Origin of the sequence: Lewinella sp. IMCC34183 (assembly GCF_003390915.1) — a bacterium.
Lineage (GTDB): Bacteria > Bacteroidota > Bacteroidia > Chitinophagales > Saprospiraceae > Neolewinella.
Genome location: NZ_QMEM01000004.1, coordinates 325,320 through 338,075 on the forward strand (window position 1 = coordinate 325,320; position 12,756 = coordinate 338,075).

Consider the following 12,756-nt stretch of genomic DNA (forward strand, 5'->3'; position numbering starts at 1 on the left):
AGCGCGACCCTCAACCCCGCCAGCTATACTGTATTTGCGGCATCCAAGGTCAGCAGTAACGCTAATTTTTAAGTCGGTGATTACCAGTCGGAGTGATGTCGACAATATCCGCCGGGGGTATATGCTCTATTCCCGCCCGTCTTCCAACAACAACGAATGGACCTTCTGGACCGGTGATAACACTCCCGCCTTCCATAGGCTGGATTTGATTGGTAATACCGTCAATGCCTGGGCTGGACAGACCATACGCCACAAAAACGGAACCAACGGGAAGCATCTGAACGTCAGCCGCCTAACCAATACACAATCCACTTCGACGGTCGCGCAGAATACGACCCGTCCTACGCGCATCGGCGCGGGCCACACGGAGTCCAATACACCGGACTATTTTTTCACGGGCGACATTGCCGAAGTGATCGTGTTTACCACCTATGTGAGCGAGACCCAGCGGTACCTCATCAAGAACTACCTCTCCGCCAAGTACGGCTACACCATTTCGTCCAACGACATTTACCGGCAGGACGATGCCGCCAACGGCGATTTCGACACCGACGTGGCCGGGATCGGGCGGCTCAGTTCCACCGATCTGCATACCGACTCCCGGGGCACCGGCAACGTGCGTATCAACAACCCCCAGGGACTGGGCGACAACGAGTTCCTCCTGTGGGGCCATAACAACGCCACCCGCGGCGCCTTTCAGGTAACGGATGTGCCCGCCGGACTGGAAGCACGCTTCACCCGGATCTGGCGAATCAGCGAACGAAGTGGTACCGGCGCCGGCGCCGTCGACGTCGGGGCCGTCGACCTCAGCATTGACCTCAACGGGCTACCGGGATACACCGCCACCAGACTGCGACTGCTCGTGGATACCGACAACGATGGCCTCTTCTCCGACGAGACGCCCATCTCCGGAGCAGTGGACCAGGGTGGCGAAGTATACACGTTCACCGCCGTCACCGCCCTGGCCGACGGACGGCGGTTCACCTTCGCCACCACCGTTTCACCGGCACCCGACGGACCGGGCGGCGTTAGTTACCGTACTTCCTCTTCGATCCTGAACCTGTGGCTCGACGCGGATAAACTGACTGACGCGGATAATGCGACCGTCAGCAACTGGGCGGACCGATCGGGAAAGGGAAATGACTTCGCCGGCGGCAGCGGCGCCACCATGAAGCGGGCCCTGGTCAATGGCCACGCCGCGCTGACCTTTAACGGCAGCAGTCAGTACCTCCAACGGGAACACGTTGCGGACCTTAATACCGCCGCCTTCACCCTCTTCTCCGTCAGTAAGGTCAACGCATCCAACAATTTCAAAACCGTGATTTCTAGCCGGAATGGAGGCGCTACGCCCACTTCCGGGTATATGCTTTACTCGGTTGCTACTTCGAATGAATGGTCCTTCTGGACGGGTCAGAGCGGGGGAGGTTGGGCTACTCTAAACAGTGGTGCGTCCACGGTGGGGAGCTGGTCCGGACAAACCCTCCGGTATACCGCCGGCTCCGGCGGCAAAAGCCTGCAGATCAAAGGCAATACGGCGGTCACAGCAACCGGTACGATGCCAGTAAATACAACCCACAACACCCGTGTCGGCGCCGGAGCCAATGAGGGAGCTCCGGAATTCTACTTTACCGGCGACATCGGGGAAATAATTTACTACGGAGAGGCCCTCAACGACGCCAAGCGAATACTGGTCGCCAATTACCTGTCCGCGAAATACGGATACACGCTCACCACCAACGATGTGTACCGGAACGACGATCCGGGCAGCGGAGACTACGATAACGACGTAGCCGGTATCGGGCGCGTCAACTCCAGCAACCTGCACGACGACGCCCAGGGGACAAGCATCCTGAGGGTACGCAACCCGCAGGGCCTCGGCGACAATGAATTCATGACCTGGGGCCACAAGGGCGGGGCCGCAGACTTCAGCACCATATCCGGATTGCCGCCCGGTACCTACGGCCGCTTCGCGCGGGTCTGGAAGATCAGCGAGCGCAACGGTGCCGGCACCGCCGCCGTGGACGTGGGTGCCGTGGATCTGCGCTGGGACCTCTCTGGCCTGAGCAATGTGTCCGCCGGCGACCTGCGCCTGCTGGTGGATACTGACGGCGACGATGCCTTCGACGACGAAACGCCCATCGCCGGAGCGGTCGACCTCGAAGACGGAATTTTCCAGTTCGCCGGGGTGACGGCGCTTACGGACGGACGCACATTCACCCTAGCCAGCGCCAATGCAAGCCTGCCGATCGAGCTCCTGTACTTCACCGCGTCCGCCCGGCCGGGGGGAGCCGTTCTCCTGAGGTGGGCCACCGGCCAGGAGACGGATAACGACTTCTTCCTGGTACAGAAATCGGGGGACGGTCACATCTGGGAGACCCTTAAGAAAGTACCGGCCGCCGGAACTTCATCGGGCCGGCACACCTACGAGACCACCGACCGGTCGCCCTACCCCGGCACCACCTTTTACCGCCTCACCCAAACGGACTTCGACGGTACGGAGACCCAGTCTCCCGTCCGCCGGGTAGACCTTTCCCCACACACCCTGAGCCTGTATCCCAATCCCACCCATGACGTTCTCATGGTCGAAGGCCCCGTCAGGGAGCTCGCGGGGTTGCGCGTCTACAATGCCCTCGGGCAGGAGGTAACGGCACGGGTAGCGATCGCCACAAGCGAAACCGGATTGATCAAGCTCGATCTTTCCGGCTTGCCGGCGGGTGCGTATACCGTGGTGACGAGGTCCGGCACGGGCAAGGTTTTCCGCCGGTAGCGGCGCGGGAGTCGTTCAGCAGCCCTGCTCCCCGAGTACCGATATCCGGACGGTCTTGCCCGACCGCTTTTCCCGTACGATCACGGTCCCGGAAATTTCCCACAGCTCGCTGTCTACCTGGTTTTCGCGGGTAAAGGTGGTGGTCACTTCGTAGTCGTCGTTAGCGTGTACGTAAGTATTCGGACGTCCCTCCGTACCGGCTTCCTCACTTTCTACCTCCAGAGACTGCAAGCGACCGCCGAAGCGGCCCTCGGCCGGCCCCTCGGCGTAATTGAAGCCGTAGACGTAACGGCCCGATTCCCCGTCTTCCGGCCACAGCAGTACGGTACAGCCTTCCACCTCGCGGAAGTCGGACAGCTCCAGTAGCGTGTACGACTCTCCCCCGGCGGCCGGCGGCGGCGGCGGCGGTTGTACACCCGGAGCCGGAGCGACGGTATGGTCCGCCGTGCCCGAACCAGCGGTCTGGACTTCATCCGCCCCACCGCAGGCGAGAAGCAGGCTGAAAAGTGGAAGGAGCAACCAGTTTTTCATGGGTTCTGGGTATTAGGACGGGCGTACCCGAGTTGGGTAGGTTTTCCTACCGGATAGTAGGTATCGAGTCCCGCGCAAGTGAGGGTATCCAGGCGAAGGTGGTCGACGTGACCGGAATCGGCCACGCAGTCGTCGGGCACGAAGATCTCCCGCACCCGGCCGACCAGGAAAATGGTCCCGTTGGCCGCGATGGCATGCTCCTCCTCCAGGGTAAGTCCGATGCGTACCGGGCTTTCCTGCACATAGGGGGCGGTGCAGGCTTCACTGTACAGGGGAGTAAGTCCGGTAGCGCCGAATTCAGACGTACCGATCGCGTAGTTGGCGCTGGTCTGGTGGCCCGCCTCCAGGAAGTCCGGGTGCAGGGTATTCAGCGTGAACCACTCGTTGGCAAGGATGTGGTGGTACGTATGGCGGGGCACCGTGAGCGGCCGCATGATGAAGCCCAGCAGCGGCGGGCTGGCCCCCACGTGCACTACCGAACTGAAGACGGCCAGGTTCTCCGTCCCCCGATACCCCTTGGTACCGATCAGGTGCACGCCACGGGGACCGGGCAGGGTATTGAGCAGGTCGCGGCGGTAGGCGGCCGGGCGGGCCATGATGTCTTCGAGTGTCAGGTGCATAGTAGAATGCGGCCTCCGGCCGCGGAAGTAAAATGCAGCCTCCGGCTGCGGAGTTCAAAGCAGCCTCCGGCTGCGCCACCCTATCGATACCGCTTAGTAAAGAAATTATCCTGCCAGCGCCGGGGCATGAGCCGCACCAGCCTGGCCAGCCAGCGCTTGTTCATGATCAGTTCGTGGGGGCGGGGCCGCTCGTCGGTCAGGGCGCGGTGGATGGCCGCGGCAACCTGCTCGGGTTCCACGCCGTTGCGCTCGGCGGCCTTAGTGTAGGGGTCGAGCTGGGGGATCAGGTGGCTATAGCGGTTGCCTTCGAAACCGGAGGTCTGGGTGCTGCCTTTCGACCAGATGGGTGTTTTAGTGGGGCCGGGGGCCACGCTGACTACGTCGATGCCGAAGGGCAGGAGCTCGCGCCGGAGTCCGTCGGTCAGGGCCTCCACCGCGAATTTGGAGGCGGAGTAGAAGGTCATATACGGCGAGGTGAGGTAGCCGCTCACGCTACTTACGTTGACGATGCGGGGTTCGTGACCGGCTTCCTTGGCGGCGTGCAGCAGGGGCAGCGCTTCCTGGCACATGGCGATCAGGCCGAAGACGTTCACCTCGAACTGCCGGCGGTACTCGGCTTCCAGGGTGGTCTCCACGGGGCCGGGGACCGCCACGCCGGCGTTATTGACCACGCCGAGGAGGGGGCGGCCCGCGGCGCCGATGTCCGCTACGGCGGCGGCCATCGCCGCGCGGTCGCGCACGTCGAAGGTGAGGGTGGTGAAGGAGGGGTTATCGGCCAGTTCGGGCGGGGCATCGCCGCCGCGTACGCTGCCGTAAACGTGGAAGCCCCGTTGCAGGAGATGGGCGGCGGTAACGCGGCCGATGCCGGAGGATACGCCGGTGATTAGGATACTGGGTGGGGTCATTACGCTTTGGGAATTCGCGCTTGGAAAGCGCTTCTTACTTCGCTGCCGGAGGCAGCATTTTACTATCGCTGCCGGAGGCAGCGTTTTACTGGCGCGGCCGGAGGCCGCATCGGACTGCGCGGTCGGAGACCGCGTTGTACTAGTAGCGGCGGTTTTCGGCTAGGCGCTTGACAAAGAAGCGATCCTGGAAGCGCTTGGGCGTGAGCTTCAGCAACTTGGCCATCCAGCCCTTCTTCATGACGAGGACGGCGGGTTGGGGGTCCTTGGCGGTGAGGGCCTCGTAGATGGCGGCGGCCACTACCTCCGGCTCCACGCCGTCGGCCTCGGCGGCCTCCGTGTAGGGGTCGAGCTTGTCGAGCATCTCGCTGTAGCGGTTGTTTTGAAAAGCTTCCTTCTGCTCGCGGCCCTTCTTCCAGATGGGTGTCTTGACGGGGCCCGGTGCCACGCTGATCACGTCGATGCCGAAGGGCAGTAACTCGCGGCGTAGGCCGTCGGTAAGGGCCTCCACGGCAAACTTGGAAGCGGAATAGATGGTGGTGAAGGGCGAGGTCAGGTAGCCCGATACGCTGCCAATATTCACGATACGGGGCTCAAAGCCGGCCTCCTTCGTGGCGTGCAGCAGCGGCAGGGCCTCCTGGCACACGGCTACCAGTCCGAAGACGTTGACTTCGAACTGCCGGCGGTACTCCACCTCGCTGACGGTCTCCACCGGCCCGGTGATGGCCACCCCGGCGTTGTTGACGAGCCCGACCAGCCGGTTGCCGTCGGCGAGGATGCGTTGGATACCGGCGCGGATAGCGTCGCGGTCGCGGACATCGAACTGCAAAGCCGTGAAACCCGGCTTTTCCGCGAGTTCCCCCGCACCCGCGTCCCCGCGCACGGAACCGTACACGTGAAAGCCACGATCGAGCAGGTACTTGGCCGTGGTGAGGCCGATGCCGGAGGAAACGCCGGTAACTAGGATGGAATCTTGCATAGGTATGGGCGTACAATGCGGCTTCCGGCCGCGGAGTTAGACGCGGTTTCAGACCGCGGAGTCAGATGCGGCTTCCGGCCGCGCCGGGGGACAAAACTACTTGAAATCGACGGAGCGCCGCGAAGGCCGCCAGCGGTTGAACGGTCAGCTTACCGAGATCTCCATCAGGTAGGAACACAGCAGCGCGCCGTAGGTGCCCAGGGCGTAGCCGATCACCGCCATGATGGCACCGACGGGCGCGAGAACGGGATTGAAGGCGCTGGCCACGACCGGCGCGCTGGCCGCGCCGCCTACGTTGGCCTGGCTGCCAACGGCTACGTAGAAGAAGGGCGCCTTGATGATCCAGGCGGTCACGAGCAGCACGGTGATGTGCACCAGCATCCAGATGAGGCCGACGGCGAAGAGCCCCAGGTTATCGAGCACGTCGCCGATGTTCATCTGCATGCCGATGGTGGTCACCAGGATGTAGATGAATACGCCGCCCCACCGGCTGGCGCCCACGCCCTCCAGCCGCCGCGCCCCGGTGAAGCTGAGCAGAAAACCGACCGTCGTAGCCAGCACCACCATCCAGAAGAAGCCGCTGGTGAGGGTATTCAGGCGGAGGGCCTCCAGCGCCTCCTCGAACTGCCCGAAGAAAGGGGCCAGCAGGTCCGCCCCGAGGTGGGCCACCGCCACGCCCCCGAAGGCGACGCCGATGAGCTTGTAGGTGTCGACGCTGGTGGGAATGCGACGGACCTCCTCGGCGTAGTCCTCCATCTTTTTGACGAGCTGGTCGATGGCGCGGTTGTCCGCCCCGACGAAGCGGTCGATCCGCCTGGCCCGCCCGGCCCCGAAAAGCAGGAACGCCAGCCAGATGTTGGCCACGAGCACGTCGACCACGATCATCTGCCCGAAGATGCCCGGCGGCACCTCGTTGATGATCTGCATGGCCGCCTGGTTGGCCCCGCCGCCGATCCAGGAGCCGGCGATGGTACTCAGCCCCCGCCAGAGCAGGTCGGGATCCAGGTCGATGAGGCCGGGGAAGAAGTTGGTGACGACCAGCAGCGCGATCGGGCCGCCAAGCACGATGCCCAGCGTCGCCGCCAGGAACATCACAATGGCCCGGTAGCCGAGATTGATAATGCCCGGAATGTCGATGTTGAGGCAGAGCAGGATGAGGCTGGCCGGCAGCAGGTAGCGGCTCGCCATGAAGTACAGTGCACTGTGCCCGGTATAGCCGGCAAAGTCGGCGGGGTCGAGCCCCTGTGCTTCGATGTAGCGGTTGATCTCCCCGAACGACAGCCCCTCCGGCAGCGTCACCCCCTGCCGGGCCAGCGCGTCAATCACGTCGTAGTCGTACCAGTCGTAGGCGATGATGCCCAGCGGCCAGTTCAGCAGCGCCGGCAGGAAGTAGCACAGCAACAGGGCCGGCACGTAGGTGTAGAAGGTCTTCCAGAACGGTCGCTCGCTGTTGGCCGTGGTGAATACCCCGGCGAGGATGACCATGAGGAGGCCGAAGACTACTGCGTCGTTGGTGATGAGTGGTTCCAAGGGAAGGAGTTGTTGCGTTGGCGCGTTACTGAATTACTGCGTTTGCGCGCACTGCCTGCGGGCTAACGCGGTAATGCACCAACGCAGTAATTCACTAACTAAGGTACTTGGCCACGATAGGAAACCGCCTACCCATCCCAAATGCCTTACGGCTCACCCGCAGCACGGGGGCCGTCTGGTGACGCTTGAATTCGTTGATGTTGACGAGGCGAAGGGCCTTCTGGACGAGCAGCGGGTCGGCACCGGCCTCGATGATGTCCTGGGGGCTTTGGTGGAGCTCGATGTACTGGTAGAGGACGGCGTCGAGCTCGGGGTACGGGGGCAGGCTGTCGCTGTCGAGTTGGTCGGGGCGGAGCTCGGCGCTGGGGGGCTTGGTGATGATGTTGTCGGGAATGACCTCGCCGTCCTTGTTGATGAACTTGGCGAGCTCGTAGCACTCGGTCTTGTAGACGTCGCCGATGACGCTGAGGCCGCCGCACATGTCGCCGTAGAGGGTGCCGTAGCCGACGGCCATCTCGCTTTTGTTGCTGGTGTTGAGGAGGATGTTCCCAAATTTATTGCTGAAGGCCATGAGGATCATGCCCCGGATGCGGGCCTGGAGGTTTTCCTCGGTCAGGCCCTCCTGGGTACCGAAGAAGTGGGGCTTCAACAGGTCCATGTAGGTGTGGTAGACGCTCTCGATCGGTACGATCTCGTACTGGCTGCCGAGGTTCTGGGCCAGTTGGCGGGCGTCGTTGACGCTGTGGTCGCTGCTGTGCTGGCTGGGCATGAGGACGCAGCGGACGTTGTCGGCCCCCAGGGCGCGGGCGGCCAGCACGGCCACCAGGGCCGAGTCGATGCCCCCGCTGAGACCGAGGATCGCCCGCTTGAAGCCGAGCTTACCGAAGTACTGCTTAATGCCCATGACCAGCCCGTCGTGGATGAGCGTCATCTTGTCGCGTTGCCGCTCGCCGCTCAGGTCTTCTCCTCCGGCTACCTCCTCGGTGTTGTAGACGCGGAGGCACTCTTCGAAGTAGGGCATCTCGTCGACGACCTCCCCGCGCCCATTTAGTACCAGGGAGCCACCGTCGAAAAGCACTTCCGTCTGGGCACCCACGTGGTTGACGTAGTACATCGGCAGGTCGTATAGCTCGGTGTTGGCCCGCAGTACCTGTACGCGTTCTTCGGCGTGATCGTAGGCGAAGGGCGAAGCCGAAATGTTGATGATGAAGTCCGGCTGGTGCTCCAGCATCAGGTCCATCGGGTTGATCTTGTACAGCGGGTTCTCGTTGCCGACGTTCCAGCTGTCCTCGCAGACGATCATGGCGATGGTCTTGTCCTGATAGCGCACCACGTTCCACTCGGCGGCGGGTTCGAAGTAGCGGTATTCGTCGAAGATGTCGTAGGTCGGCAGCAGGGTCTTGTGCTGCACTTGCTGGATGCGTCCGTTGGCCAGGAAGTAAGCGCTGTTGTACAGGTCCTTGCCCTCGACCACCGGATTCTTGGTCGGCGATCCCACCACGATGGCGATGCCGTCGGCGGCCCGGGCCAATTCTTCCACTACCAGGTTGGCCTGGTCGATGAAGTCGTCAAATTCCAGGAAGTCGCGCGGCGGATAGCCCACCGTGGCCAGCTCCGGGAACACCACGATGTCGGCCCCCTGCCGTTTGGCCCGCTCGGTATACTCGAGCATCTTCTTCAGGTTGGCGTCGAAGTTGCCTACGTGGACGTTGATCTGGGCGAGGGCTATGTTCATGGGGGAAAGGTAGTAAGCCCCAAATATACCCTTACTCCTCCCGTACGGCTTCGATCTCCTGCCCACCCTGGTACAGCATGACGCTCGTCACCTTTCCCGCAGCGTTCCGCTGAAACTGCAATTCCGCCGCGATCTTCAGCAACATGTACCGATCCGCGGTGGAATGCTTACCGATCTCGAAGGCGGGCTGCCCCGTAGCCTGGGTCATAAACCTGCCATCTTCCGCCAGGAAAAAGGTCAGCTTGAAGGCCGGAGATACCGCGTAGACGCCCTCCAGTTCCTTTACCGCGGCCGGGTCGACGGTCCCGGCCCGGGTGGGAGCAAGCGACTCCGGTTCGAGGGGCAGACCGTGCAGGGCGCGCAGGGCGTTACGTAAGGGGTTTACCCTTTCGTCGCGCCCGCCGCCGTCGTTCCGCAGCAGGATCAGGACCCGGTCGCTGTGGGGGAAGCGGTAGATATGGGTGACTACCCCGGGCCAGCCTCCGGAGTGACTGATGGTGTAGCCGTAGTCCGGATGTTGACCGATACCCTGCCCGAAGCCGTACGTGGTGGTATCCCCCGTGGCGGTAATTCCGGGACGGAATAGGAGTGCGGTATCGAGCAACTCGCCGGCGGCCAGGGCCCGGTCCCAGCGGTACAGATCGTCCAGTGTAGAATTTACCATGCCATCGCCGTATACGCCATCCAGGGTCCTGACGAATGCGTATTCCTCCAGCGAATCGGGGATGACGTACCCCTCCCCGTCCCACACGTAACCGGGAACGAAACGGTTTACCGTGCGCTCCGCTTCGTACCGCCGCCGGTATACCTGGCTGTCTTCCATGCCCAACGGCTCGAAGAGACGCTCCCGCAAGAATTCGTCGAAGGCTCGTCCACTGACCCGCTCGATCAACGACGCCAGGAGCACATAGCCGGTGTTGCTGTACGCAAATCGTTCGCCGGGACTGAACTCGGCGGCCGGCCGCACATCCCGCAGGTACTCCAGCACGAAGGTGTTGGTTATGAATTCCGGGAGGTCCTCTAATTCCCCGGCCGCCGCCATGTAGTCAGGCAGTCCTCCGGTGTGATGCACCAAGTGGCGGGTAGTAAGGTCGGGGTACGCGGCCAGCTCCGGCAGGTACTCCGCTACCGGGGTATCGAGATCGAGTTCGCCGTCGGCGACCAGCAGGGCGACCGCCGCGGCGGTGAACTGCTTGGATACGGAGGCCAGTTCCAGCACGGCATCCTCCCGCAGGGGCACTTTCCCGTCAAAGTCCGCGTAGCCGTAACTTCTCCGGAGCAGGATTTGGTCTCCTTCGGCTAGCAGTAGGTTTCCGCTCAGGTAGCCATCCTCGGCGAGCCGCGCAAATGCCTTGTCCAGGGAATCGATGGCGGAGGATTGCGCGGAGAGGCGGGTCACCAACCCCAACAGGAGCAGGGTAATAAGTATCTTTTGCATAGGCTATTTATACGGTAGGGGATGAGCATTGCCTACAAATTAGGCGCGCGTCCACGCACCTGCCTGCTTTATCGACCGACGGCGCAAAATCCCCGACACTGCTCCGGGAACGGCGCATGCCGTACCGCCCATAAAAAGAGGTGCCACCGAGCTGAACGCTCCGTGGCACCTCCGTATTCTAGGATCCTTCCCCGAATAGATGGCTTACTTGGCCACCCGCAGCTTGTACACCGCAAAGGCCTTGGCGGGCAGCGTAGCGCTCAGTTTGCCGTTGCGCAGGCTGATGTCGCTTTCCTCCGGGCTCACCTTCATGGGCTCATCGAAGGAGTTCACGGCGTCCATATCCGTACCGCTCATGGTGTAGGCGGTACCCTGCCGGGCCAGGGACATCCCCTGGATGGTGATGTCGAGCTCCTGCGCGGCATCGCTGGTGTTGGCTACCTTCAGGTAGACTTCTCCGCGCTCTGCGTCGCTGACCACAGAGGCGTAGAGCCCGTTCTGGCCGGTGACGGCCTCGCCGTTCTCGGTGATGTGGTGCAGGTCCGTACCGGCGTGGTTGGCGTAGAGCTTCTGCACGTAGTAGTTGGCCGTACCGTAGGATTGGAGGTTGTCGAACCAGATCATGTCCGGCGTCCACTGCCAGGCGTCGGCGTGGGCCATCAGCGGGGCGTAGGAGGTCATGACCACGATGTCGGCGTTGCGTTCCAGGCCGGTCATGTAGGCGGCTTCGGAGAGGGCGCAGTTCCAGTTGTTCTTGTTGTCGGGGCTGGCGATGGCCACGCTCTGGGCGGCGTACTCCCCGGCGAAGACCTTGGGTCCGTTCCGGTCGTAGTCGTCGTAGCGGGTGGCATTCTCGCGGAACCATTCGGGCGAGTTGTAGTAGTGCTCGTCGACGATCTCCGCGTTCATCTCCTTCAGCTGCTCCCAGCCGTAGTCGAAGTATTCCCCTTCGGGGAAGGGGCCGCTGCCCGAGATGATGGCGATGTCGGGGTACTTGGCCTTGATGGCCGCATCGAAGACCTTGTAGCGCTCGATGTACTCCGGTCCCCACTGCTCGTTGCCGATACCGATATACTTCATGTCGAAGGGTTCGGGGTGGCCCATGTCAGCCCGCACCTTCCCCCAGGCCGTGGTGGTATCGCCGTTGGCAAATTCGATGAGGTCCAGGGCGTCCTGCACGTAGGGGTCCAGCTCCTCCAGCGGCACCAGCTCGCCGGTATTGAACTGGCAGGCGATGCCGCAGCTCAGGATGGGCATGGGCTCCGCGCCCAGGTCCTCCGCCAGCTGGAAGTATTCGAAGAAGCCGAGGCCGAAGCTCTGGTAGTAGTCGGGCGTGAGCCGGTGGTCGAACTCCGTGTTCCAGCGGTTGACCAACAGTTCGCGCTCGTCGATCGAGCCCACGGTCTTTTTCCACTGGTAGCGGCGGGCGAGCGTACGTCCTTCGACAATACAGCCCCCGGGGAAGCGGAGGAAGCCGGGCTCCAGGTCGTACAGCAGCTGTACCAGGTCCTTGCGCAGCCCCTTCTCCCGTCCCTTCCAGGTGTCGCGGGGGAAAAGGGAGATCATATCCATACTGGCCGTACCCGCCTTGTCGAAGGTGAGCAACAGGCGGGCCTCCGGGTCGGTAGCGGTAGCCTCGAAGGTGGCCGCGTACTCCTGCCAGCCGTCTCCGTCCAGGGATACGGTAGTTTCGCCGATCACCTCATCGTCCTGGGAAAGAAACTGAAACGTAACGGCCGAGAGGTCACCCTTTCCGGCGGCGGCCCTGAAGGTTAGGTCGTACGTCGCCCCCTCCCGGACACCCATGCCCCGGAAGCCCTCGTTGATGAGTTGGTACCCGGCGGGGTCCTTCACGGTCACCCGCAGGTAGTTCTGGTTGGCGGGGTCGTCCTTCACCTTGACGATGTCGGCCATGCCGGAGGCCGCGTTCATGGAGTGGCGGTCGCTGTTAGGCTCCACCCAGCCGGTTTTGGGCAGGGTGAATTCGAAGCCGCGGTTCTTGACCATCTCGGCGTAGAGTCCCCCGTCGGCGGCGAAGTTGATGTCCTCGAAGAAGATGCCGTACATGGTAGGTTGCACCGCTGCCACGGACTTCGAGGCGTCCACCGTCAGCGCGTGGCGCGCGGCAGTCTGCCCGGAGAGGGCGGCGGGGACGCAGGTGCAAAGCAGGCAGGCAAGCGCCAAGTATTTCAGCTCAAAGTTCATAGTCTATTGCAGGTTGTAGTTGGCCGTAGCCGTCGTTGATTGTCGTTTG

At 62.7% G+C, this 12,756-nt stretch carries 9 protein-coding genes; 1 reads left to right on the plus strand and 8 read right to left on the minus strand.

Features of this window, described 5'->3' with window-relative positions:
- The first annotated feature begins 121 nt into the window (after positions 1-121).
- Positions 122-2,767, plus strand: a complete 2,646-nt coding sequence (locus tag DQG19_RS11120) for a T9SS type A sorting domain-containing protein (RefSeq protein ID WP_157974457.1) — start codon at positions 122-124, stop codon at positions 2,765-2,767.
- Between the two features lie 15 nt (positions 2,768-2,782).
- Here DQG19_RS11120 and DQG19_RS11125 read toward each other — a convergent pair whose 3' ends face one another.
- The 8 genes from DQG19_RS11125 to DQG19_RS11160 all read right to left on the minus strand — a co-directional run bounded on the left by DQG19_RS11125 (position 2,783) and on the right by DQG19_RS11160 (position 12,707).
- Positions 2,783-3,298: a hypothetical protein gene (locus DQG19_RS11125; protein ID WP_116126325.1), complete on the minus strand. Its 516-nt coding sequence runs from the start codon at positions 3,296-3,298 to the stop codon at positions 2,783-2,785.
- Positions 3,295-3,918, minus strand: a complete 624-nt coding sequence (locus DQG19_RS11130; RefSeq protein ID WP_116126326.1) for a flavin reductase family protein — start codon at positions 3,916-3,918, stop codon at positions 3,295-3,297. Before DQG19_RS11130 ends, DQG19_RS11125 begins: the two co-directional genes overlap by 4 nt.
- Before the next feature lie 80 nt (positions 3,919-3,998).
- Positions 3,999-4,823 (minus strand): SDR family NAD(P)-dependent oxidoreductase, encoded by an 825-nt coding sequence (locus DQG19_RS11135; protein ID WP_116126327.1) that lies wholly within the window; start codon positions 4,821-4,823, stop codon positions 3,999-4,001.
- 139 nt (positions 4,824-4,962) lie between these two features.
- The gene (locus tag DQG19_RS11140; RefSeq protein ID WP_116126328.1) at positions 4,963-5,799 is read right to left on the minus strand and encodes an SDR family oxidoreductase; all 837 of its coding nucleotides are present in this window, start codon (positions 5,797-5,799) and stop codon (positions 4,963-4,965) included.
- A 144-nt stretch (positions 5,800-5,943) separates the two neighbouring features.
- On the minus strand, positions 5,944-7,329 hold the full coding sequence (locus DQG19_RS11145; protein ID WP_116126329.1) for a DUF819 domain-containing protein: 1,386 nt from the start codon (positions 7,327-7,329) through the stop codon (positions 5,944-5,946).
- A gap of 94 nt (positions 7,330-7,423) precedes the next feature.
- Positions 7,424-9,064, minus strand: coding sequence for an NAD+ synthase (locus DQG19_RS11150; protein WP_116126330.1), 1,641 nt, complete (start codon positions 9,062-9,064; stop codon positions 7,424-7,426).
- A 31-nt stretch (positions 9,065-9,095) separates the two neighbouring features.
- Complete coding sequence (locus tag DQG19_RS11155) at positions 9,096-10,502, minus strand: serine hydrolase domain-containing protein (RefSeq protein WP_116126331.1); 1,407 nt, start codon at positions 10,500-10,502, stop codon at positions 9,096-9,098.
- A 204-nt stretch (positions 10,503-10,706) separates the two neighbouring features.
- Positions 10,707-12,707 carry an alpha-L-arabinofuranosidase C-terminal domain-containing protein gene (locus tag DQG19_RS11160; protein ID WP_116126332.1) on the minus strand — a complete coding sequence of 667 codons (2,001 nt, stop codon included), beginning with the start codon at positions 12,705-12,707 and terminating at the stop codon, positions 10,707-10,709.
- Positions 12,708-12,756 lie beyond the last annotated feature (49 nt).